This window comes from Aeromonas sobria (genome assembly GCF_000820145.1).
Lineage (GTDB): Bacteria > Pseudomonadota > Gammaproteobacteria > Enterobacterales > Aeromonadaceae > Aeromonas > Aeromonas sobria.
Window position 1 is genome coordinate 293,880 of the sequence record NZ_CDBW01000017.1, and the last position, 22,122, is coordinate 316,001.

Here is a 22,122-nt window from a genome sequence, read left to right on the forward strand (position 1 = left end):
GTTTATTGAATGAAAATTGATGTGCAATTGGAGCAGGATAGTTATATCCAGGCATGGCAAGGTTTTGCCGGTGAAAACTGGAAACATGAAATCAACGTTCGTGATTTCATCCAGCAAAACTATACCCCGTATGAAGGCGACGAACAGTTTCTGGCGGATGTCACCGAGGCGACCACCACCTTGTGGAACAAGGTGATGGAAGGGATCCGCATCGAGAATACGACCCACGCGCCAGTCGATTTTGATACCAATATTGCCACGACTATTACCGCCCACGGACCCGGTTATATCGAACAGGAGCTGGAAAAAATCGTTGGCCTGCAAACCGACAAGCCGCTGAAAAGAGCACTGCACCCGTTTGGTGGTGTAAATATGATCAGAAGCTCTTTTGAGGCATATGGTCGGGAGATGGATCCCGAATTTGAATATACCTTCAGCGAATTGCGTAAAACCCACAATCAGGGGGTGTTCGATGTCTACTCTCCCGAGATGTTGCGCTGCCGAAAATCGGGGATTTTGACTGGTTTGCCGGACGGTTATGGCCGTGGTCGGATTATCGGAGATTATCGTCGGGTTGCACTCTATGGCATAGATTATCTAATTCGTGACCGGGAGCTGCAGTTTGCCGATCTGCAACCGGCACTCGAGCGGGGAGAGCATCTGGAGCAGGTGATCCGCCAGCGTGAGGAGCTGTCCGAGCACCAGCGGGCGCTGGTGCAGATCAAGCAGATGGCGGCGAGCTACGGCTGCGATATTTCCGGCCCGGCCCGCACTGCCCAGCAGGCGGTACAGTGGCTCTACTTCGCCTATCTGGCGGCGGTGAAGTCGCAAAATGGCGGGGCCATGTCCCTCGGTCGTACCGCTACCTTCCTCGACATCTATATCGAGCGTGATTTGAAGGCGGGGCTGATCAGCGAGCAGGACGCCCAGGAGCTGGTCGATCACTTCATCATGAAGATCCGCATGGTGCGCTTCCTGCGCACCCCGGAGTTTGACACCCTCTTCTCCGGCGATCCTATCTGGGCCACCGAGGTGATCGGCGGCATGGGGCTGGATGGTCGTACTCTGGTGACCAGGAACGCCTTCCGTTACCTCCACACCCTCAAGACCATGGGGCCAGCGCCCGAGCCCAACCTCACCATCCTCTGGGCGGAAGGGCTGCCGCGTGCCTTCAAGACCTATGCGGCCCGCGTCTCCATCGATACCTCATCCCTGCAGTATGAGAACGATGATCTTATGCGCACCGATTTTGAGAGCGATGACTACGCCATCGCCTGCTGCGTGAGCCCCATGGTGATCGGCAAGCAGATGCAGTTCTTCGGTGCTCGCGCCAACATCGCCAAAACCCTGCTCTACTGCATCAATGGTGGGGTGGACGAGAAGCTGAAGATCCAGGTCGGCCCGAAAGTGGCGCCCATCATGGACGAGGTGCTGGATTACGACACCGTTATGAGCAGCCTCGACAACTTTATGGATTGGCTGGCTGTGCAGTACATCAGCGCGCTGAACCTTATCCACTTCATGCACGACAAATACAGCTACGAAGCCTCGTTGATGGCGCTGCACGATCGGGATGTCTACCGCACCATGGCCTGCGGCATTGCCGGTCTGTCGGTGGCGGTCGATTCGCTGGCGGCCATCAAGTACGCCAGGGTCAAGCCGGTGCGCGATGCTGACGGGCTGGCGGTCGATTTCGTGATTGAGGGGGAGTATCCCCAGTACGGCAACAACGACGAGCGGGCCGACTCTATCGCCTGCGATCTGGTCGAGCGCTTCATGAAGAAGATCCAGGCGCTGCCGACCTACCGCAATGCGGTGCCGACCCAGTCGATCCTGACCATCACCTCCAACGTGGTCTATGGCCAGAAGACCGGCAACACCCCGGATGGTCGCCGCGCTGGCGCGCCGTTTGCGCCGGGGGCTAATCCTATGCACGGTCGGGATCGCAAGGGGGCGGTCGCCTCGCTCGCTTCGGTGGCCAAGCTGCCGTTCAAATATGCCAAGGACGGGATCTCCTACACCTTCTCCATCGTGCCGGGGGCACTCGGCAAGGAGCCCGCCAATCGCGAGAACAATCTGGTGGGGCTGATGGATGGCTACTTCCATCACGAGCGGGATGTGGAAGGGGGCCAGCACCTCAACGTTAACGTGATGAACCGCGAGATGCTGCTGGATGCGATCGATCATCCTGACAAATACCCCAGTCTGACCATCCGGGTTTCCGGTTATGCGGTGCGCTTCAACGCCCTGACCCGCGAACAGCAGCAGGATGTGATTGCCAGAACCTTCACCAACATGATCTGACTTATGGGCCTGGAGCGAGCAGGTTTGCTTCGGGCCAACCCCGTTTTATGACATCAAGGAGAAAGCTAAGATGCGACAGGTTATCAGTACCAAAGCGGCACCGGGTGCCATCGGCCCCTATGTGCAGGGCGTAACCCTCAGCAACGTGACCGGCAACATGATCTACACCTCGGGCCAAATCCCGCTGGATCCGGTGAGTGGCGATATCCCCGAGACCATCGAAGCGCAGACCCTGCGTTCGCTGCAAAACGTGCAGGCGATTGTCGAGGCGGCAGGCGCCGAGGTGCGCAACATCATCAAGACCACGGTGTTTGTCTCGGATCTGAACGACTTTGCTGCGGTGAATCAGGTCTACAACGACTTTTTTACCGAGCACGATGCCATGTATCCGGCGCGCTCCTGCGTGGAAGTGGCCCGCTTGCCGAAGGATGTGAAGATCGAAATTGAGGCGATTGCTGCGCTGTAACCCCCATCGGGAGTGTGTCAGCAAGCCAAAACAAAGCGGCTGCCAATGGCAGCCGCTTTTGTCTATATGGTCATCGGGGCGGATCAGGCGATCCGTTCGATACGGGCCATGTAGAAACCGTCGAAGCCAGTCTCTGACGGGCTCACGGTGTGATCGTCACGCAGACGGAAGTTCTCGTTGGCCGCGAGGAACTTGTCCACCTGCTGACGGTTCTCCTGAGGCAGGATGGAGCAGGTTGCATAAACCAGCAGACCACCCACCTTCACCATCTGGCTGTAACGCTGCAGGATCTCTTCTTGCAGTGCTACCAGCACCGGCAGACGCTCGGCAGTATCACGCCACTTGGCATCCGGATTGCGCTTGAGTACGCCAAGACCGGAGCAGGGCACGTCCAGCAGTACTCGATCCGCGGTCTCTTTGAGGCGCTTGACGGTCTTGCTGCTGGTGATGACCCGGGTCTCCACGTTGTGGGCACCGGCGCGACGGGCGCGCTGCTTGAGGTTCTCCAGCTTCCACTCTTCTACATCCATTGCCAGCAGACGGCCCTTGCCCTGCATCATGGCAGCGATATGCAGGGTCTTGCCACCGGCACCGGCGCAGGCGTCGATGACCCGCATGCCCGGGGTCACTTCCAGCGCAGCTGCGACCAGCTGGGAGCCAGCGTCCTGCTGTTCAAAGCAGCCGTCGGCAAAGGCCTTGGTACGGAACAGGGCGGTATCAGAGGTGACCTGCAGCGCAGTATCAACACCCTCAACCGGGATGGTGGTGACATGCTCTTTGGCCAGAATGGCTTGCAGCTCTTCACGGGTGCACTTGAGGGTGTTGGCCCGCAGGTAGCGCTTGGGCATCCAGGCCAGGGCGGCACGCTCGGCCGGCCAGGCTTCGCCCAGCTGCTCGCTACCCAGCTTTTCCAGCCAGCTCGGGCAACCATCCATCAGCACCGGGTTCTTCTTCGCTTCGGTCAGACGGCGGCGAAAGGCCTCTTCATTGAAACGATCCAGAGTGGGGCGGTTAGGCTGGTCAATTTTGTGAAAAGCGTGCCAGGCATGCAGCAGCGGCCAGACATTTTTCTCGGCCTGACGCACCTGAATGCCGGTCAGGGCACAATAGAGGCTGAGACGACGCAGCAGGTCGCCGGTGACCAGGGCAATCCTTGCCTGTTCTTGCGGTTTGAGTTCGATGCCAGAGAAGTGACGGGCATAGGCGCGGTCCAGGGTGAGACCCTGGCCCAGCACATCGTCAACAATGGCAACGATCAGATCCCCGAAACGGGGCAACAGTGGGGACTTAAGCATGAGATTAACCTTGGCCAGATAAAGATGAACAGCACCTTTGTGAAGAGGGGCAGTTCTAAAATTGACAAATCCGCGCAATGATAGGGGTTAGACGGGGTTGGCGCAACACTCCCCATGGGGTGAGTGGCTGAAACACGGATGCCGTTGGTGGTTCAAATGAATGCATGGATACAAGGATGACAAAAATGCATGTGACCAAAAAATATTCGCTGGCCCTGCTGGTGGGCAGTTTGTTGGCCTCACCCAGCCTGATCGCCAGTGAGTGGAGCACCCTTGCCGCCCGAGCGACGGCCGCGACAGGTTATGAAGTACGAGCCAATCAGTTTCGGGTTGCCAAGGTGCCGCTCGACTATTTTGACGGGTTGCAAGCGGGGGCAAAGCAACTGACCCTCCCGCTACCTGATGGGGGTGAGGTCACCTTTACGCTGGAAGCTTATGACCTGCTGCCTGCAGACCTTGCTGCCAAATATCCGCAGATCCGTACCTTCAGGGGTCACAATCCGAGTCGCCCGCTTGATACCGGGCGTTTCGATCTGGGCCCACAGGGTTTCCATGCCATGTTCAGCCATCAGGGCAAGATGGTGTTTGTCGATCCACTTCGCAATGCCGAAGGGTATGCCGTCTATTACCAGCAGGATGCTCATAGCCGTCTGGATGAGGAGGCTGACAGGGTGCTGGGTGCGCAGGTCAGCAAGCTGGCGCGCAAGGTGCAGGTGGATGGCAACGCCCGCAAGCGTTACACCATTGCCATCTCGGCGACGGGGGAATTTACTCAGTATCACGGTGGTTCCCAGGTGTTGGCGATGGCAGCTATCGCCACCTTGCTCAACCGGGTCAATCAGGTCTATCAGCGGGATGTCGGGGCCGAGTTTGTATTGGCCACGGGTAACGACGAGGTGGTCTTCACCAATCCCGCAACTGATCCGTTTGATAATAATGACAATGATGCCCAGACCAATATCGGGGTGCAGGCATTGTATTTTACCAACATGAAGCTCGGTAACTTTGATATCGGCCATGTACTGAATACCGGTGGGGGCGGACTGGCTGGTTTGGCGGTGCTCTGTACCAACCAGAAGTCGAGTGGCATGTCCGGTTCAGCCACCCCGGTGGGGGATGCCTTTTTTGTCGACTATGTAGCCCATGAAATCGGTCACCAGTTTGGCGCCGATCACACTTTCAACGGCACGAGCGGCAGTTGCGGTGGGGGTAACCGGGTTGCCAGTCAGGCCTATGAACCAGGTAGCGGCAGCTCGATCATGGCGTATGCCGGCATCTGCGGTGAAGAGAACATTCAAGCCAACAGTGACCCTTACTTTCATAGCAAATCCATCGAACAGATGCGGTCACATATGGCAACGTATCCGAGTTGTGGCACGGCGCTCACGCTGGGCAACAGCACCCCGCAAGCGGTAGCCGGGAGGGATTATGTGATTCCGGCCAATACGCCATTTGCCTTGAATGAAGCTGGCTCTGATCTGGACGGGAATGCGTTGCTTTACAACTGGGAACAGATCGATCTGGGCACCGAATCGAGCAGCGCCGCGACTATGATCGATGATGGTACCCGCCCACTGTTTCGCTTTGTTGCTCCAACCCCATCGCCAGAGCGGATTTTGCCAAGCTTGCCATCGTTGCTTTCCGGTACTCTCGCCAAAGGGGATGCCTGGCCGACCACCAACCGGGATCTCAATTTCAGACTGACGGTACGCGATGGTCAGGGGGGAGTTGCCAGCGACGACATGAAAGTGCAGGTGGTCAAGACCAGCAGTGTGTTTCGCATCACCAACCCGTTTTATGGGGTGATGCTCACCCCGGGGGCGAGTCAAGCGCTCGCCTGGGATGTGGCAGGGACAGACCAGGCACCGATCAGCTGCAGCAAGGTCGACATCTCGGTGACCCAGGATGAGGGCGCCAACTGGACAATGCTTGCTGTCGGACAATCCAATAATGGCGCTGCAACGGTGACGCTGCCCGCCAATCTCACTAGCAGCGTCAGGCTGAAAGTGGCTTGCAGCGACAACATCTTCTTTGCCATCAGCCCCCTCAAACTGCCTCTGGTACAAGGTGGCTCGACTTCAGGCGGTGGTGGCGGTGGTGGTGGCGGGTCGCTCGGGTTGTGGACGCTGGCACTGGCGCTGCTCGGTTGGCATCGGAGGGATAAATGAGAGGCGTCTGGGGGCTGCTGTTCGCTTTGCTCGGCGGTTGTCAGGCCGATGCCAGTCCCCTTGAGCAGGAGGTCACGGCCAACTTAGCCAAACAGGATTACCGCCTGATTGTGCGAGCCGGGCGAGGCGAGGTGGCCCCCGGCATTGCTGCAGAGCAGCAGGCAGCGGCCAAGGGACGTTGTGGTGTGCGTTATCTCGATGGGTTGGGTGATGTGATAAGGCCTGGCCAGCAAGAGATACATGCCAAACTGAGTGCTTACGCCAGCGAGTATAACCAGCGTATTGTGACTTACTGTCCATCGGCATCGGGTGCTGACAAGCAGTAATACGCCAATGAACCAATCCAAATAGGGGATCCTCAGCCCCATAGCTATCCGTGAAGGCGCCAATGGCGCCTTCACGTTTTTCCGCTGTTGAATGGGGTCAGTCTGTCTCGCCAGAAATGGGGAGAGCGGTAGTAGCAGGATTTTTAGGCGTGATAGAGGTTTTGTGCGGATTTTCTTTTCTGTCTGTCACGCATATCGTCCATTCACGCTGCACCATACTTGTGGTCACCAAGGTAGGGCAAGGAGGCTCTATGAAGCATGGCATTGCGGTGATTATCACCAGTTTGTCTGTTCAGGTTGCGGCAGAACCCCAGTGGACCTTCATGGATGAGAGCTTGGAAAGGGGGGGGAGCTATGATGTGCGAGCAGACAAGGTAAGAGTGGTCGTTCCGGGCCAGCCTTTTGAACCCGGGCATCTTGCCAGTGTGTTGACCTTGCCACTCCCTGATGGCACTACGGTGCAGTTTGATGTTTATCCCAATGCCCTGCTCCCTGATGCTTTGGCCCAGCGTTACCCTTCTATCAACACCTACAGCGGTAAGGCCATCGATCAGGCGACGGAGACTGGTCGATTCGATGTCACTATGCATGGTTTTCACGGTATGTTTACTCACAAGGGGCGTACATTTTATATCGATCCGCTACAGGACGGTTTCTCCTATGCCGTTTATGAGCAGCAGGATGCTTGGCGGCGACAGGATGTGGATCAGGTGATTGATCCTCATGGTATAGATCAGGAGCGAGCTGTTCTGGTCGATGGCAATCTGCGTAAGCGCTACACCATCGCCATCTCGGCAACGGGGGAATATACCCAGTATCACGGTGGTACCAAGGCCGCAGCACTCTCGGCCATTGCAACACTGCTTAACCGGGTCAACGAAGTCTATCGCCGTGATGTGGGTGCCGAGTTCCAGCTTGCGGCCGATACGGACAAGGTGATTTTCACTGATCCTGCGACGGATCCTTTCACCAACTCGACCCAGGATATTGCGATCAATCAGACCCAGCAGGGGTTGTTGCTCAATCCTTCCTTTGATTTGGGCCATCTGCTGGCGACATCAGGCGGCGGTGTCGCGACCCTGAGATCCCTGTGCAACCCGTTTAGCCGTTCACGGGGCATGACGGGTGGCTCACCGCCTGTCGGCGATGCCTTCTTTATTGATTATGTGGCGCATGAGCTGGGGCATCAGTTGGGTGCCGAACACTCTTTCAACGGCATGGCCGATAGTTGTGCAACGGGTCGTAAGGCTAACTCAGCTTGGGAGCCGGGCAGTGGCTCGACCATCATGGCCTATGCCGGGATCTGTGGTGAAGAGAATCTGCAGGTTAACAGTACGCCTTTCTTTCACAGCAAGTCGATCGAGCAGATGCGAACCCTGATGGCCTCTTTGCCCTCCTGCGGCACAGACTTGGTGCTTGCCAATAACGCGCCGGTCGTGGATGCGGGGGGGGATAGGGTGATCCCCGCAAATACGCCTTTCACTCTTGTCGGTAGCGCGCTGGATCTGGACGGTAATCCCTTGAGTTACACCTGGGAGCAGGTTGATCTTGGCAATGCGTCCTACAGTATGGCAACCATGGTGGATGATGGAACCCGCCCACTGTTTCGCTATGTTTCTCCGACATCGGATCCCCGCAGAACCTTGCCTGCCATGAGCTCTCTGATATCGGGTGTATTGGCCAAAGGAGAGGCATGGCCTGCGACCAATCGCAATCTCCAGTTCCGTCTTACCGTGCGCGATGGCCAGGGGGCGGTGAGCAGTGATGAAATGGTGGTTCAGGTGATCAATACCGGCGCGGCATTTGCCATCACTGCTCCGCAGGTCGGCTCCATGGTGGCGGGTAGCACTCAGCTAGTGACATGGAATGTTGCTGGGACCGATCAGCCTCCTATCAATTGTCCCAGCGTGGATTTGGCACTGACACAGAATGGCGGATCTAGCTGGACGACGCTGGCAAGCGGGCTTGCCAATAACGGTTCGGCCAGTGTGGTGTTGCCTGCACCGTTGACCAGCACGGCCAGGCTGAAGCTGGCATGCAGCAATAATATTTTTTTCTCTATCAATGGGATAAGAGGTAATGCGTCGGCCACTACGGAAAGTGCAACTGTCATTACCGACAACAGTGCGGGTGGCGGCGGTGGTGGTGGTGCGGTTAGTATCATTGTGATCATCCTGATGGGAGGTGCAGCTGGATGGCGCAGGTATTACGGTTAGTCGTCAGTTTGCTGTTTCTGCATATCTGCGCGGCGCCTGTTGTGGCCGCATCACTGACCGAGGTAATAGATGAGAGTCTTACCGCTCAGGATTATCGGCTCATCGTGCGCGGTGGGCGCGGCGGCATGGCCCCGGGGGTTGTGGAGTCATTGCAAGCAGAAGCGAGAACCCGATGCGGAGTGCGTTATCTGGAAGGGTTCGGTGATGTGATTGAGATTGGCAAGGAGGCCGAGTTCGAACAGCGGGTTGACTATGCCACCCGATATAATCGACGGATGCTGGAAAAGTGCATGCCGGAGGCAATCGCGAGGTAATCGATGGCCGTGACATACAGCGGGGAGGCAGTTGCCTCCCCGCTGCGTTATGGCTTGTCACCGCAAGAGGGGCGGAGCACAATGCCTGCGTCACTCTCTTGATGGTCGTGGAACCATTATTTATTTGAAGGAAAATCAAGATGATGGATGTTGCTGATCTGCGCCGTGAATACTGCCGTGGCGGGCTGCACCGTGCCGATTTGCCGGCCGATCCGCTGGCGCTGTTCGAGAAGTGGTTGGCGCAGGCCTGTGAGGCCAAACTGACTGATCCCACCGCCATGGTGGTAGCGACGGTGGATGCCGATGGTCAGCCCTGGCAGCGCACCGTGCTGCTCAAGCACTACGACGCCCAGGGGATGGTCTTTTACACCAACATGGGCAGCCGCAAAGCGCACCAGCTGGAAGGTAACCCCCGTATCAGCCTGCTCTTCCCTTGGCACACCCTCGACCGTCAGGTTCATGTGACCGGCCGGGTGGAGAAGATGAGCACCTTCGAGGTGATGAAGTATTTCCACAGCCGCCCCAAGGATAGCCAGATCGCCGCCTGGGTTTCCAAGCAGTCGACCCGTATCTCGGCCCGCGGCGTGCTGGAGGCCAAGTTCCTCGAGCTCAAGCAGAAGTTTGCCAATGGCGACGTGCCGCTGCCGAGCTTCTGGGGTGGCTTCAGGGTGGTGATCGAGACGGTAGAGTTCTGGCAGGGTGGCGAACATCGGCTGCACGACCGCTTCTACTACACCCGCGAAGGGGATGGCTGGCACATCGAGCGTCTGGCCCCCTGATCGCGCTGTTCAAATCCGTTTTCACAAGGAGTGTGTATGCGTCTGTATGGAGATCTGCGTTCCGGCAACTGCTACAAGGTGTGGCTGCTGGCCCGCTGGCTGGATCTGCCCCTTGAGTGGGTAGAGGTGGATATTCAGGCGGGGGATACCCGTACCCCCGCGTTTCTGGCCATGAACCCCAATGGCAAGATCCCAGTGCTGGAGATGGGCCAAGGCGATGCGCTGGCTGAATCCAACGCCATCCTCTTCTATCTGGCGCAAGGCAGCGCCTTGTGGCCCACCGATCCGCGCCAGCAGGCCGAGGTGCTCAAGTGGATGTTCTTCGAGCAGTACAGCCATGAGCCCTATATCGCGGTGGCCCGCTTTATCGTTCACTATCTCGGCCGCCCCGAGTCGCAGGAGGCGCGGCTCGACGGGCTGAAAGCCGGTGGCGAGAAGGCGCTGGCGGTGATGGAGCAACAGTTGAAACAGAGCCCCTACCTGTGCGGCGATGCCCCGACCATCGCCGATATCGCCCTTTATGCCTATACCCACGTGGCAGAGGAGGGGATCTTCTCCCTGCAGGGGTGGCCAGCCATTCGTAGCTGGATCGCCCGTATCGAAGCCCACCCCCGCCACCGGACGCTGCCTGCGGCCTGTCAGGTCAGCTGATGGAACTGCTGATCGAGGCGACACTGTGGCAGCCGCAGTGGGCTGCGCTGTTGCGGCACTGGCAGCAGCAAGGCCATCGCTGGCAACTGCTGCTGGGCAAAGAGGCGGCGGCCGCCCTCGATCAAAGCAATGCTTCCTGGGCGAGTTGTCCCCCTGACGGGGTGCTTTGCCCGGGGGCCTTGCTGGCTGCCTGGCTCGATGGGGATCTGCTGGCGGATTTTCATGCTGATCCCAGTCGCCAGATCCTGATCAGCGCCTCTACCTCGCTGCTGACCCTCGCCAAGGAGCAGGGGCTGCTGACCCTTGGTCCGGTGGGGGCCGATCTGCCGCTCACCGCCGATGCCGATTTGGGCGCCGTGCTCAATCGCCTGCTGGCGCGCCGCGTGATGATACCTATGTTGGCCGAGGATTCGCACGCCGCTGGCGTGGTGCTGCGGCCACTGCAGGCTGCCGATGATCGCGAGATAGTGCGCTACTGCAGCGACGAGGCGCTGGCCCGCTACACCCTCAATATTCCTCACCCCTATCCGCCAGAGGGGGCCCGTGACTGGCTGGCGCTCAGCTGGCGCAAGGCTGCGCTTGGGCTTGGCTGGAGCTGGGCCATCACCTTGCCAGAGGAGGGTGGGGCTGCGCTGGTCGGGGTGATCTCCCTGCATTGGAATGGCGAGCTCGCCTGGTGGGTCGGCGTGCCCTGGCAGAATCGCGGTCTGGCGACCCGGGCCGCCGGCTTGGTCAAGGCGTTTGCCTTTGACCAACTGCAACTGCCTGCGCTGACGGCTCGCCATATGCCAGACAATTTAGCCTCCGGCCGGGTGATGGCAAAACTGGGGATGCACTATCGCGGGCGGCGCCATATCAGCGGTCGTCAGCCGTGCGAGGTGAGCTACTGGCGACTGGATCGTCCCCTCTCCTTGCCTGCCCCCCTGCTTGATGAGGTCACTCGCTGGCTTGAAGATGAGCGGATCGCTGTGGTGATCCTGCGCGATCCTGCAACGGCCAATCGGCAGAGTGCCAATGGCAAGCTGGCCATCTCGCTCTTTGTGGATGAGACCGGAACGGGGCAGGATCCCTGCCGTCTGCTTTGCCCGCCGCATCTTGAGGGGAGGCTGGATCTGCACTGTTACCCCGTTGCCCTGCTGGAGCAGGCCGAGCCGGATCAGTTGCCCCATCTTGGCGACGTGTTGCTTAAAGACAGGGATGAACAGGGGTTGGCATGGCTGCTACAACTGGCGGCGCTGCAGCGTCAGGGGCCTGATCTGCTCAGCCGCGAGGAGCGAGCATCGAGGCTGCACTGGTTCAACCAATTGATGGCGCAGGCGCTGGGCGGCCATGGTGACTCGCCGCAGATGCGCTACCAGCAGTTACGGCTGCTGGTGGAGTTGCCGGAGCTGGCCGACGAGCTGGATGGCTGTTGGCATCAAGCGCCCGAACTGACCTTCGAGCGGCTGGTGCGGGAGGCTCCTGCCCTTTGGCTGGCCTACCGTGAGGTGATGAACAGGGTCACGCCAGCTACGCTACGTGCCTTGCAGCAGCAGTTTGCAGCTCGTTTTCCTGAGTGCACCCTCCCATTTTTGGACAAAGGTACTCAGAATGACCAGCAGTTGTGTGGAATAATGCCCGCTCTGCTGTACGAGGAGTAACGTTGTATGTTGAGAACCGAGCGCCCCGGTGACATGTTACCGGTCTACGAACTGGTCAGTGCCGCCTTCGGTCGTGCCGAAGAGGCTGAACTGGTCAACCGTCTGCGCGAATGTGGCGCTGCCGTGGTGACCATGGTCGAAGAGGAAGAGTTCGAGTTCATGGGGCACCTGATGCTAAGCCCGATCACCATTAACGGCATGGAAGGGCCCTGGCTCGGTCTGGCGCCGGTAGCGGTTCATCCCGATTGGCAAGGCCAGGGGATTGGCTCTGATCTGGTGCGTGAAGGGCTGGATACGGCACTCGAAATGGACTGGAAAGGGGTAGTGGTACTCGGCGATCCGGTTTACTACAGCCGTTTCGGTTTCCGCCCAGCCAGCGAGTTTGGCCTGCACTGCATCTATGAAGTGCCTGCTGACTGTTTCATGGCGATGGAGCTGCAGGAGAGTGGTTTTGCTGGTGTGCAGGGTGAGGTGCTCTATCACCCCCTGTTTGATGAAATGCCTGACGAGCAGCAAGAAGAACAAGAAGTACAAGCAATACACCTATAGCGAAAATCCTCATTGACCTTGATGGCGTCCCCGGCTTGAGGGGGCGTCTTGGCTGGTATGGCCACGCTGCAGGGTCAAGCAGGTTCACCCTGTGCATGGTCATTAAAAGGCTGTGCCATGGCGGTCCCCCTCTCCCCGTATCCTCTGCTGGGCAGTAGCAACCCTAGCTCCCTCTCTCTTTATCCTCTTGCGCGTTATTGGCGGCGAACTGTGCCACTGGTCACCATCATGGCCGACAACCCGTTCACCCCTCTTGCAACAAGAGGGGTGAACAGCATCAAAATAATGGACAGGGGATCTTGGTCGATCAGGATTTAGGCACTCAGGGATTACTGAGAGATTTTAATCTGATCCGCGCTGTGCAGCGGGATGCGAAACACCGTCAGGCGCAGGAACAGGTAGATGGCCCCCAGCGCCGCCCAGACTAGCCCCAGCTCGAAGGAGGAGGGTTCGAGGTTGAGCCACAGCACCCCGATGCAGGCGGCGCCACAGAGCGGTAGCAGCAGGTACATCAGGTGATCCTTGAGGGTTTTGTTGCGGCCAAGCTTCACATAGAAGTGGGCAATCACCGCCAGATTGACGAAGGTGAAGGCCACCAGTGCGCCGAAGTTGATCAGCGCCAGTGCCATCTCCAGATCCAGCGATACCGCAGAGAGCGCCAGCAGACCGACCAGCAGCACGTTGAAGGCCGGGGTCTGCCACTTCGGATGGATATAGCCGAAGAAGCGGGCCGGCAGCGCGCGATCACGGCCCATCACGTAGAGCAGGCGCGATACACCGGCGTGGGAAGCGAGCCCCGAGGCCAGCACCGCTACCGTAGTGCAAACCAGCACCACCGACTGGAACAGCTTGCCACCCACGTAGAGGGCGATCTCCGGCAGTACTGCATCTGGATGCTGGAAGCGGGAGATGTCGGGGAAGTAGAGCTGCAAAAAATAAGAGGTACTGACGAACAGCACACCGCCGATCAGCGCCGTCAGCACGATGGCACGGGGGATCACCCGATCCGCATCCGGAGTCTCTTCCGACAGGGTACTGATGGCGTCAAACCCGAGAAATGACAGACACAAGATGGAGGCACCCATCAATACCGGTGAAATGTGGATCTGTTCGGAGAAGAAGGGACGGCTGCTGGCTACGGTTCCCAGCCCTTCACCGTTGTGAACGCCCCAGGCGATCAGGCCGATGAAGATGGCGATGATACTGAATTGCATCACCACGATCAGGCTGTTGAAGTTGGCCACCAGCTTGATGCCGCGCAGATTGAGGGCGGTCATCACCACCGCCAGCCCGAAGATATAGGTCCAGGGCTCCACCTCAGGGAACAGGGCACCCAGATAGATCTTGGCCAGCAGCATGTTGATCATCGGCATGAACATGTAGTCGAGCAGGGAGGTCCAGCCCACCATAAAGCCGACATAGGGGTGAAACACCTTCTGGGCATAGGTATAGGCGGAGCCGGCTGACGGGAACTTGCGCACCAGATGGCCGTAGCTCAGGGCAGTGAACAGCATGCCGATCAGGGCAAACAGGTAGGCGGTCGGCACATGGCCTTCGGTGATCTCGGTGACGATGCCGAAGGTGTCGAATACCGCCATGGGGGTGAGGTAAGCCAGACCCATAACCACGACCTGCCACAGTTTGAGGGTCTTTTTCAGACCAACCTGTTGGGCCGCCATTATGCATGTTCCTCATGCAGTGCCAGAGTGGCACGGTCCATCAACGAAACCGGGAGGAAAGCCCGGGAATCAAAGGCGCCAGGGTGGCGCACACCGGCCATGGCCGGTTGGAAAGCATAGAGATGCCCCATGTTGTTCCTCACTAGACTTGATGTCGGGAGATTGCTGCCAATCTCGCTATCTTTTCCGGGGGTGATCCGGCCTCGTTTATGGGTTTGTTCACTGTATAAAAAAGAACCGATAACCTTGTGTTATATCGGTTCTTTCAGTGGCCGCGCATTGTGCATTTGCAGGGCCCCCCTGACAAGAAAAAAAGGGGGCAAAACTGCATTTTTTTGCACAAGTGAGCGGTCACTTTGTTGCTGGTCAGGCCAGTGCGGCCTCCAGTGATTTTTCAAGGAGTTGCAGCCCCTCGTCAATCACTGCCGCAGGGGCGGTCAGGGGGGCGAGAAAACGGATAACATTTGCGCGCACCCCGCATGAGAGCAGGATCAGACCCCGTTTACCCGCCTCGGCTACCAGCCGCTTGGTGAGGTCGGGATCCGGCTGGTGGGCATCACGCTGTTTTACCAGCTCCATGGCCACCATGGCACCGGGGCCGCGAATTTGACCTATGCAGTCAAAACGCTCAGCTATGCGTTCCAGCGTCACCTTAATCTGCTCACCTTGCGCCAACGCCTTTTGATTGAGCTGCTCCTCTTCGATCACCTGTAAAACGGCCAGTGCGGCGGCGCAGGCGATGGGGGATCCCGCGTAGGTGCCACCGAGGCCCCCCGGCTTGGCGGCGTTCATGATCTCCGCCTTGCCTACCACTGCCGAGAGGGGGAAACCCCCCGCCAGACTCTTGGCCAGGGTCATGATGTCCGGCTCGATACCGGCATACTCGGTGGCGAAGGTTTTACCGGTGCGGCAAAACCCGCTCTGGATCTCGTCGCAGATGAGCAGAATGCCGTGCTGGTCGCACACGCTGCGCAGTTTTTGCATAAAGCTTGGGGAGGCGGGGTAGAAGCCACCCTCACCCTGTACCGGCTCGATGATGATGGCGGCAACCCGGCTCGGCTCGATGTCAGCGCTGAAGCAGAGCTCGAGGGCGTGCATAGCATCCTCTTCACTCACCCCCAGATAGTCTGCGGGGAAGGGGATGTGGTAGACCTCGCCGGGGAAGGGGCCAAAGCCGGTCTTGTAGGGGACCACCTTGCCGGTGAGCGCCATCCCCATCATGGTGCGGCCGTGAAAGCCCCCCTTGAAGGCGATGGTGCCGCTGCGACCGGTGTGGGCGCGGGCGATCTTGATGGCGTTCTCGACCGCCTCGGCGCCGGTGGAGAGAAACAGGGTGCGCTTCGGGGTCGGGCCGGGCACCAGCGCATTGAGCTTCTCGGCAAGCTCGATATAGCCGGGGTAGGGGGTGACCTGAAAGCAGGTGTGGCTGAACTTTTCCAGCTGATCGCGCACCGCCGCCACCACTTTCGGGTGGTTGTGGCCGGTGTTGAGCACGGCGATGCCGGAGGCAAAGTCGATGTAGCGGTTGCCCTCCACATCCCACAGCTCGGCGTTTTGCGCACGGTCGATAAAGACCGGCAGCAGGGTGCCGACGCCGTTGACCACCGCCGCCTCGCGGCGCGCTTGCCACGCCTTGTTTGATTCTGACTGACTCATCTTTCCTCCCTGAGGGGCCGCAGCCCCCGATATTCCCTGACTGAATGTGTGGCGGGCGATCTGGCGCCCATCACCGCCGATCAGCCCATTGGGCACATTCGGCGGCGTGTGGTTTGCGCTGCAGCAGCCCTCTCGGGTAAAGCAACTGGCCTGTTTAGGCCCCTTGCCGCCTCGGGCGAACTCCTGCATCTATCTATCAAAACGATGGGTTAAGTGGCCAAGGCATCGATGAATGGGATGCTTTGGCCTTCTGTTGCCTTAGCGAATGCCACCAAAGCAGAGGTATTTGGTCTCCAGATACTCCTCCAGCCCTTCGGCTGCCCCTTCGCGGCCCAGTCCCGACTCCTTGATGCCGCCAAAGGGGGCCAGCTCGGTGGAGATGATCCCCTCGTTGATGCCGACCATGCCATATTCGAGCTGCTCGGCGACGCGCCACACCCGGGCGATGTCGCGGCCATAGAAGTAGGCGGCGAGCCCGTAGGGGGTGTCGTTGGCAATGGCGATGGCCTCGGCTTCGGTCTCGAAGCGCACCAGTGGCGCCACCGGGCCGAAGATCTCCTCCTGCAGGATGGGGTTGGTTTTATCCACCATGCCCAAAATAGTGGGGCGATAGAACAGCGGGCCTGCGGGATGGGCTTCGCCCCCCAGCAACAACTCGGCACCGGCGGCGACCGATTGCTGCACCAGCTCGGCCACCTTGCTGGCGGCGGCGGGGTTGATGAGCGGGCCAATCTGGGTGCCTTCGCTCATGCCATCTCCCACCTTGAAGGCACTGACGGCGGCGGTCAGCTTCTCGACGAAGGCGTCGTAGACGCTGGCCTGCACCAGAATCCGGTTGGCGCAGACGCAGGTCTGCCCGGCGTTGCGGTATTTGGAGGCGAGCGCCCCGGCCACGGCGGCGTCGAGGTCGGCGTCGTCAAAGACGATAAAGGGGGCGTTGCCACCCAGCTCCAGCGACAGCTTCTTCATGGTGTCGGCGCACTGGCGCATCAGCAGCTTGCCAATGTGGGTGGAGCCGGTGAAGGAGAGCTTACGCACCACCGGATTGCTGCACAGCTCGTTGCCCACCGCGCTCGCCTGATGGCTGGTGACGATATTGATGACCCCAGCGGGGATGCCCGCCTGCTCGGCCAGGGCGGCCAGTGCCAACGCGCAGAGCGGGGTCTCGGCAGCAGGCTTGATGACGATGGTGCAACCGGCGGCCAGCGCCGGGCCCGCCTTGCGGGTGATCATCGCAATGGGGAAGTTCCACGGGGTGATGGCGGCCACCACCCCCACCGGCTGCTTGATGGTGGCCAAGCGGCGATCGCCGCTAAAGCCTGGGATGGTACGGCCATAGGCGCGCTTGCCCTCCTCGGCAAACCACTGGATAAAGCTGGCGCCGTAGGTCACCTCGCCCTTGGCTTCCGCCAGTGGCTTGCCCTGCTCGCAGGTCATGATGCGGGCCAGCTCGTCGCTGTGGGCGGTGATGGCGGCAAACCAGGCGTAGAGCTTGTTGCTGCGCTCCTTGGCGGTCAGCGCCGCCCAGGCGGGTTGCGCGGCGTGGGCGGCCGCAATGGCGCGGCGGGTATCCTCGGCGTCCATGTCTGGCACCTGGGTAATGACGGCCCCGCTGGCGGGGTTGGTGACCTCGAAGGTGCGGCCGCTGGCGGCAGCGCACCACTCTCCATCTATATAGGCGCGGGATGTGATCAAGCTGGAGTCGGTGGTTGTTCCTGACAATGTTACTGACATAGCAAGCCTCGAGTGTGGGTCAGAGCAGCTGGTTGCCGGAGTGAGCCGACCCTTCCTGCGCCGCTGCCGTATAAAATAATAAGCACAGGAAGACCATAAATTGAGCTTAAATGTTTTTCAAGTGTTAAATATATTTGAATTGTTGGGGGGCACCATGCTAGAAAATGGGCTGTGTAGCGCAGTTTACCGCGTCAACAGGGGGGCCGTGAGCGAAGTAGTGGATTTGCGTGTGCAAAATAATGAACGGTCAGGCTGTGTAACATAGCAAACGGCAAGGGAAGGCTGGTCCGCTATTTTAACCACCCGGATTTAATAGCCAGGGGCGTTTAACCACTCGCCTCGTTTACCAGAAACAACAGAGAGGTGCTGATGTTGCAGGGACGCAAACAGAGCATGAGAGGCGGTCTGCCATGAGCGGGCCACAGAGCTTACATGCTGCTCATGGCAATACAGAGCACGACGCAAGTCGGCAGAGTATGGGCGAACGATTGGCGGCGGTACGTCATCAGCTCGGGTTATCCCAGCGGCGGACGGCCGAGCTGAGTGGCCTGACCCACGGTGCCATCTGCATGATCGAGCAGGATAAGGTGAGCCCCTCGGTCGCCTCCCTGCAAAAGCTGCTCACCGTCTACGGCTTGCCGCTGTCACGCTTCTTCGCCGAGGAGGAGAGCCGCACTCCCGAGGTGGTGATCAAGGCCGATCAGCTCATCGAGCTGGGCAGTCAGGGGGTCTCCCTCAAGCTGGTGCATAACGGCAACAACCGCCGCCAGCTCGGCTTTATGCTGGAGACCTATCCCCCCGGCACCGACACCGGCGGTCAGGTGACCCATCAGGGGGAGGAGGTGGGAACCGTGCTGGAGGGATCTGTGGTCCTGACGGTGGCGGGACAGAGTTATCCGCTGGAGGCGGGCGACAGCTATGTGATCGACACCGGCGAGCCCCACAGCTTCAGCAATCCGTCGGGGCAGACCTGTCGCATCGTCAGTGCCCACACCCCGGCGAGCTTTTAATCCTGACAATAGTTTGGCAACAGAACCGGTAAGGAAGCAGGGATCATGACCGAACATGTAAACAGTTACTACGCAGCCAGCGCCAATAAACACGCGCCCTACCCGACATTGACCGAGCAGCTGGAGTGCGATGTCTGCGTCATCGGGGCGGGTTATACCGGCCTTTCCAGCGCCCTGCATCTGGTGGAGAAGGGCTACAAGGTGGTGGTGCTGGAGGCTGCCCGCATCGGCTTTGGCGCCAGCGGCCGCAACGGCGGCCAAATAGTCAACTCCTACAGCCGAGACATCGACACCATAGAAGCGAACTGCCCGCCGGATCAGGCCAGGCTGCTCGGTTCCATGCTGTTTGAGGGGGGCCAGATCATCCGCGAGCGGATCAAGCGCTACAACATCCAGTGTGATCTGCAGCAGGGAGGCGTCTTTGCCGCCGAGACCGAGAAGCAGCTGCACGAGCTCAAATCCCAATACGCTCGCTGGCAGAAGTGGGGCAACGACCAGCTGGAGCTGCTCGATACCAAGGGGGTGCGCGAGGTGGTGGCGAGCGATCGCTACGTCGGCGCCCTGCTCGACAAGAGCGGCGGCCATATCCACCCCCTCAATCTGGCATTGGGGGAGGCGGAAGCCATCCGCATGCAGGGGGGGCAGATCTTCGAGCAGTCCGCCGTCACCAGCATCACCCCGGGGCAGCCCGCTCTGGTCAAGACCGCCAAGGGGGCGGTGAAGGCCCGCTTTATCGTGGTGGCGGGCAACGCCTACCTCGGCAATCTGGTGCCGGAGCTTGCTGGCAAGAGTATGCCCTGCGGCACCCAGGTGATCGCCACCGAAGTACTGGGGGAGGAGCGGGCCCGTTCATTGCTGCCGCAAAACTATTGTCTGGAGGATTGCAACTACCTGCTCGACTACTACCGCACCTCTGGCGATCACCGGCTGCTCTATGGTGGCGGCGTTGTCTATGGCGCGCGGGATCCGGCGGATATCGAACGGCTGATCATCCCCAAGATGCTCAAGACCTTCCCCCAACTGGCGGGGGTCAAGGTGGAGTACACCTGGACCGGCAACTTCCTGCTCACCCTGTCGCGGCTACCGCAGTTTGGTCGCATCGGCCCCAACATCTACTACATGCAAGGCTACAGCGGTCACGGCGTTACCTGTACCCATCTGGCGGGCAAGCTGCTCTCAGAGGTGCTGAGCGGTCAGGCGGAGCGCTTCGATGCCTTTGCCAAACTGCCGCACTACCCCTTCCCGGGTGGCCGCCTGTTCCGTATCCCCTTCACCGCCGCAGGCGCCGCCTGGTACACCTTGCGCGATCGGTTGGGGGTATAAGCACCGCCAGCAAAGAGTCTGGGCCGATGCCAGAAACAACAAGGCCACCGCGAGGGTGGCCTTGGTCGTTAACTGCGCTGACTGACGCCGCTGGCTTGATAAGCTCGGCGCAACAGACAGTTGCGGTTAAACCTCTTCGATATAGTAGGCTTCAACTGTGCCTTTGAGGGTGATCAGGATTGGCTGACCACGGCGATCCAGCGCCTTGGGGGAGGGGATCTTCACCCAGCCTTCGCTGATGCAGTACTCTTCGACATCGGTGCGCTCTTTGCCGTTGAGGCGAATACCAATGTGGTGTTCGAAGCAATCAGCAACATGGTGTGGGCTACGCGGGTTGCCTGCAAGGTGATCCGGCAGTGCTGGTTTGGTGTTGGTATCGCTCATCGATATGACCTGAAATGAATAAAAAGTGCGTCATTGTAGAGAATGCCGTCATGGCATTCAAGGTGGCCAAAAAACAGGCACAGCGTGCCCGCCATCTCTATTGGCGACCCGCTCAGTCCCGTTGCCAATGCATCATCAGTTCAGGGCGGCCGCTATGCTCGCACAATTGCGACTCACCCTCTTTAAAACCGTTGCGGCAATAGAAGCGCCGCGCCTGCTCATTCTCGGCGTAGACCGTCAAATCGAGCCGGTCATATTGTGTCTTGAGGTGATTGAGCAATTGACGACCCAGCCCGTGTGACTGCTGGTCAGGGGAGATAAATAGCGCCGCCACAGTACCCTGATACCAGGAGATAAAGCCCAGCAGTTGACCATCCTCCTCATAGACCCAGCTCTTGCTGGCGGGCAGGTAAATATCGCGCATCGCTGCCCGTTGCTCGTGCCAAAAAGCTGCGGGAATAAAATTGTGGGCTTGCACTGATGCTTGATACCAGAGCGCGACGGCGGCATCCAGATCGGTGGCAGATAATGGGCGGATCATAGTGGCCTCAATTACAAAGAGTGGAAGTAACGCAATGACGTAGGCTCGATTAGCGCAGCGTAATCGGGCATTCGCGGTAGGGAGAGGGGGGAGAGTTCTGCACCACTCCCGGTTCGCCACCTTGGCCAAAATGACAAGGCAGTGATTTATGCAATACTTGTTACCGTATAGTGTCGCTCGACATTGACGGTTATTTCCCCCCAGCGGGAGGATTTGACTCTGGCTTGGTGCGCTTGAAAAGCCGCCTCATCAACAAACTCTTCGTATACATCGAATCGGCAGGGATTGAGAGGGTCTTGAGTCACCTTAAAGATCAGGCAGCCTGTTTCAGCGCGGGTGAGCTGGATATGGTTATCAAGCTCATCCTTGACCGCAGCCAAATCGTTGTGGGGCACGATAATAAATCCTTTTAATATTGTGTGGCTCATTAATTATTCCTGATTTCGTATGTTATGGATTTATAGCTGTCAATCTTTAATATCAACATTAAACAGTAGCTGTGATATGTCTTGAGGCGAAATGGATTTATCTAAAATCCCATTTGAACGTCTAATTTCTAAGCACAGATTGGTGAATGCTAAAATTTCTTGTTCTGTTTGCAGGGTGCCACCTAAGCGTAAGAATTTAGCAAGATTATGAATTACGGTTGGCTCACCATAAATACAAATGCGAGATTTTGCATCTGCTAGTTGAGATAGTGCATCTCTGATTTCTTTTGAGTCATTTTTTCTCTGTGCAACAGCGATTCTTGAAATTGAATTCAAAAAATCTGCATAAGATTTATTCTGTAGTTCAGAAAGATGCATTGATCTTTGATTTCTTCTGCCAAGAACTGCTTGAATTATTGCACCGATTATTACTCCACATAAACCGATAAGTGGGACGATGAAAATATAATCTCCCAAAACTACCTCCATTAATAAAAATACTGTTATGAATATATTTTGTAAAAAATGCCACCGCCCCTGGCTTGCTGCTTTTAACCCATGTTTTGCGGATAACACCCTTCTGACTGCGAAGGCTCATGACGTAGATCCGTAAGAGGCTTTGTACCGCGTAACCATGATACCGATTGAAGCCTGTGGTG

At 58.5% G+C, this 22,122-nt stretch carries 20 protein-coding genes; 12 read left to right on the plus strand and 8 right to left on the minus strand.

All coding sequences use genetic code 11. The features are described 5' to 3' along the window. The first annotated feature begins 9 nt into the window (after positions 1 to 9). Both pflB and BN1135_RS09965 read left to right on the plus strand, forming a co-directional pair. Positions 10 to 2,304, plus strand: a complete 2,295-nt coding sequence (gene pflB, locus BN1135_RS09960; protein ID WP_042020717.1) for a formate C-acetyltransferase — start codon at positions 10 to 12, stop codon at positions 2,302 to 2,304. Between the two features lie 70 nt (positions 2,305 to 2,374). Continuing rightward, a complete protein-coding gene (locus BN1135_RS09965) occupies positions 2,375 to 2,770 on the plus strand; it encodes a RidA family protein (protein WP_042020719.1) in 396 nt (131 codons plus the stop codon). Between the two features lie 83 nt (positions 2,771 to 2,853). Here BN1135_RS09965 and BN1135_RS09970 read toward each other — a convergent pair whose 3' ends face one another. After that, positions 2,854 to 4,065, minus strand: a complete 1,212-nt coding sequence (locus tag BN1135_RS09970) for an RsmB/NOP family class I SAM-dependent RNA methyltransferase (RefSeq protein ID WP_042020721.1) — start codon at positions 4,063 to 4,065, stop codon at positions 2,854 to 2,856. Positions 4,066 to 4,250: 185 nt separating this feature from the next. Here BN1135_RS09970 and BN1135_RS09975 point away from each other — a divergent pair, with 185 nt between their 5' ends. From BN1135_RS09975 to BN1135_RS10010, 8 genes are all read left to right on the plus strand, one after another. After that, positions 4,251 to 6,233 (plus strand): reprolysin-like metallopeptidase, encoded by a 1,983-nt coding sequence (locus BN1135_RS09975; RefSeq protein WP_042020723.1) that lies wholly within the window; start codon positions 4,251 to 4,253, stop codon positions 6,231 to 6,233. Next, entirely contained in the window at positions 6,230 to 6,559 is a 330-nt protein-coding gene (locus BN1135_RS09980; RefSeq protein WP_042020724.1) for a hypothetical protein, read from the plus strand. Before BN1135_RS09975 ends, BN1135_RS09980 begins: the two co-directional genes overlap by 4 nt. 251 nt (positions 6,560 to 6,810) lie before the next feature. Next, positions 6,811 to 8,775: a reprolysin-like metallopeptidase gene (locus BN1135_RS09985; RefSeq protein WP_042020725.1), complete on the plus strand. Its 1,965-nt coding sequence runs from the start codon at positions 6,811 to 6,813 to the stop codon at positions 8,773 to 8,775. Beyond that, positions 8,754 to 9,089 carry a hypothetical protein gene (locus BN1135_RS09990; RefSeq protein WP_042020726.1) on the plus strand — a complete coding sequence of 112 codons (336 nt, stop codon included), beginning with the start codon at positions 8,754 to 8,756 and terminating at the stop codon, positions 9,087 to 9,089. The genes BN1135_RS09985 and BN1135_RS09990 overlap by 22 nt, the downstream gene beginning before the upstream one ends. A 140-nt stretch (positions 9,090 to 9,229) precedes the next feature. Next, complete coding sequence (gene pdxH, locus BN1135_RS09995; RefSeq protein WP_042020727.1) at positions 9,230 to 9,868, plus strand: pyridoxamine 5'-phosphate oxidase; 639 nt, start codon at positions 9,230 to 9,232, stop codon at positions 9,866 to 9,868. 36 nt (positions 9,869 to 9,904) lie between these two features. Next, positions 9,905 to 10,519, plus strand: a complete 615-nt coding sequence (locus BN1135_RS10000) for a glutathione S-transferase family protein (protein WP_042020728.1) — start codon at positions 9,905 to 9,907, stop codon at positions 10,517 to 10,519. Continuing rightward, entirely contained in the window at positions 10,519 to 12,159 is a 1,641-nt protein-coding gene (locus BN1135_RS10005; protein ID WP_042020729.1) for a GNAT family N-acetyltransferase, read from the plus strand. The genes BN1135_RS10000 and BN1135_RS10005 overlap by 1 nt, the downstream gene beginning before the upstream one ends. 6 nt (positions 12,160 to 12,165) lie before the next feature. Next, positions 12,166 to 12,708: a GNAT family N-acetyltransferase gene (locus tag BN1135_RS10010; protein WP_042020730.1), complete on the plus strand. Its 543-nt coding sequence runs from the start codon at positions 12,166 to 12,168 to the stop codon at positions 12,706 to 12,708. Positions 12,709 to 13,037: 329 nt separating this feature from the next. On the opposite strand, the gene BN1135_RS10015 is transcribed toward BN1135_RS10010, so the two are convergent. The 3 genes from BN1135_RS10015 to BN1135_RS10025 all read right to left on the minus strand — a co-directional run bounded on the left by BN1135_RS10015 (position 13,038) and on the right by BN1135_RS10025 (position 17,777). Then, positions 13,038 to 14,387, minus strand: a complete 1,350-nt coding sequence (locus BN1135_RS10015; protein ID WP_042020731.1) for an APC family permease — start codon at positions 14,385 to 14,387, stop codon at positions 13,038 to 13,040. Positions 14,388 to 14,753: 366 nt separating this feature from the next. After that, complete coding sequence (gabT, locus tag BN1135_RS10020; RefSeq protein ID WP_042020732.1) at positions 14,754 to 16,043, minus strand: 4-aminobutyrate--2-oxoglutarate transaminase; 1,290 nt, start codon at positions 16,041 to 16,043, stop codon at positions 14,754 to 14,756. 258 nt (positions 16,044 to 16,301) lie between these two features. After that, the gene (locus BN1135_RS10025) at positions 16,302 to 17,777 is read right to left on the minus strand and encodes an NAD-dependent succinate-semialdehyde dehydrogenase (protein ID WP_042020733.1); all 1,476 of its coding nucleotides are present in this window, start codon (positions 17,775 to 17,777) and stop codon (positions 16,302 to 16,304) included. 410 nt (positions 17,778 to 18,187) lie between these two features. On the opposite strand from BN1135_RS10025, the gene puuR reads away from it, so the two are divergent. Further along, complete coding sequence (puuR, locus tag BN1135_RS10030) at positions 18,188 to 18,787, plus strand: HTH-type transcriptional regulator PuuR (protein ID WP_042020734.1); 600 nt, start codon at positions 18,188 to 18,190, stop codon at positions 18,785 to 18,787. 45 nt (positions 18,788 to 18,832) lie between these two features. Next, the gene (locus BN1135_RS10035) at positions 18,833 to 20,110 is read left to right on the plus strand and encodes an NAD(P)/FAD-dependent oxidoreductase (RefSeq protein WP_042020735.1); all 1,278 of its coding nucleotides are present in this window, start codon (positions 18,833 to 18,835) and stop codon (positions 20,108 to 20,110) included. Positions 20,111 to 20,236: 126 nt separating this feature from the next. On the opposite strand, the gene BN1135_RS10040 is transcribed toward BN1135_RS10035, so the two are convergent. The 4 genes from BN1135_RS10040 to BN1135_RS21540 all read right to left on the minus strand — a co-directional run bounded on the left by BN1135_RS10040 (position 20,237) and on the right by BN1135_RS21540 (position 21,940). After that, the gene (locus BN1135_RS10040) at positions 20,237 to 20,494 is read right to left on the minus strand and encodes a DUF3297 family protein (protein ID WP_042020736.1); all 258 of its coding nucleotides are present in this window, start codon (positions 20,492 to 20,494) and stop codon (positions 20,237 to 20,239) included. Between the two features lie 112 nt (positions 20,495 to 20,606). Beyond that, positions 20,607 to 21,035 (minus strand): N-acetyltransferase, encoded by a 429-nt coding sequence (locus BN1135_RS10045; RefSeq protein WP_042020737.1) that lies wholly within the window; start codon positions 21,033 to 21,035, stop codon positions 20,607 to 20,609. Between the two features lie 146 nt (positions 21,036 to 21,181). Then, the gene (locus BN1135_RS10050; protein ID WP_042020738.1) at positions 21,182 to 21,463 is read right to left on the minus strand and encodes a putative quinol monooxygenase; all 282 of its coding nucleotides are present in this window, start codon (positions 21,461 to 21,463) and stop codon (positions 21,182 to 21,184) included. A 39-nt stretch (positions 21,464 to 21,502) separates the two neighbouring features. After that, complete coding sequence (locus BN1135_RS21540) at positions 21,503 to 21,940, minus strand: hypothetical protein (protein ID WP_204787731.1); 438 nt, start codon at positions 21,938 to 21,940, stop codon at positions 21,503 to 21,505. Between the last annotated feature and the right edge of the window lie 182 nt (positions 21,941 to 22,122).

Bases quoted from the DNA above. Each gene is read 5' to 3' on its own strand.
- pflB (WP_042020717.1), top strand. From the start codon at position 10: ATGAAAATTGATGTGCAATTGGAGCAGGATAGTTATATCCAGGCATGG.
- BN1135_RS09965 (WP_042020719.1), top strand. From the start codon at position 2,375: ATGCGACAGGTTATCAGTACCAAAGCGGCACCGGGTGCCATCGGCCCC.
- BN1135_RS09970 (WP_042020721.1), bottom strand. From the start codon at position 4,065: ATGCTTAAGTCCCCACTGTTGCCCCGTTTCGGGGATCTGATCGTTGCC.
- BN1135_RS09975 (WP_042020723.1), top strand. From the start codon at position 4,251: ATGCATGTGACCAAAAAATATTCGCTGGCCCTGCTGGTGGGCAGTTTG.
- BN1135_RS09980 (WP_042020724.1), top strand. From the start codon at position 6,230: ATGAGAGGCGTCTGGGGGCTGCTGTTCGCTTTGCTCGGCGGTTGTCAG.
- BN1135_RS09985 (WP_042020725.1), top strand. From the start codon at position 6,811: ATGAAGCATGGCATTGCGGTGATTATCACCAGTTTGTCTGTTCAGGTT.
- BN1135_RS09990 (WP_042020726.1), top strand. From the start codon at position 8,754: ATGGCGCAGGTATTACGGTTAGTCGTCAGTTTGCTGTTTCTGCATATC.
- pdxH (WP_042020727.1), top strand. From the start codon at position 9,230: ATGATGGATGTTGCTGATCTGCGCCGTGAATACTGCCGTGGCGGGCTG.
- BN1135_RS10000 (WP_042020728.1), top strand. From the start codon at position 9,905: ATGCGTCTGTATGGAGATCTGCGTTCCGGCAACTGCTACAAGGTGTGG.
- BN1135_RS10005 (WP_042020729.1), top strand. From the start codon at position 10,519: ATGGAACTGCTGATCGAGGCGACACTGTGGCAGCCGCAGTGGGCTGCG.
- BN1135_RS10010 (WP_042020730.1), top strand. From the start codon at position 12,166: ATGTTGAGAACCGAGCGCCCCGGTGACATGTTACCGGTCTACGAACTG.
- BN1135_RS10015 (WP_042020731.1), bottom strand. From the start codon at position 14,387: ATGGCGGCCCAACAGGTTGGTCTGAAAAAGACCCTCAAACTGTGGCAG.
- gabT (WP_042020732.1), bottom strand. From the start codon at position 16,043: ATGAGTCAGTCAGAATCAAACAAGGCGTGGCAAGCGCGCCGCGAGGCG.
- BN1135_RS10025 (WP_042020733.1), bottom strand. From the start codon at position 17,777: ATGTCAGTAACATTGTCAGGAACAACCACCGACTCCAGCTTGATCACA.
- puuR (WP_042020734.1), top strand. From the start codon at position 18,188: ATGAGCGGGCCACAGAGCTTACATGCTGCTCATGGCAATACAGAGCAC.
- BN1135_RS10035 (WP_042020735.1), top strand. From the start codon at position 18,833: ATGACCGAACATGTAAACAGTTACTACGCAGCCAGCGCCAATAAACAC.
- BN1135_RS10040 (WP_042020736.1), bottom strand. From the start codon at position 20,494: ATGAGCGATACCAACACCAAACCAGCACTGCCGGATCACCTTGCAGGC.
- BN1135_RS10045 (WP_042020737.1), bottom strand. From the start codon at position 21,035: ATGATCCGCCCATTATCTGCCACCGATCTGGATGCCGCCGTCGCGCTC.
- BN1135_RS10050 (WP_042020738.1), bottom strand. From the start codon at position 21,463: ATGAGCCACACAATATTAAAAGGATTTATTATCGTGCCCCACAACGAT.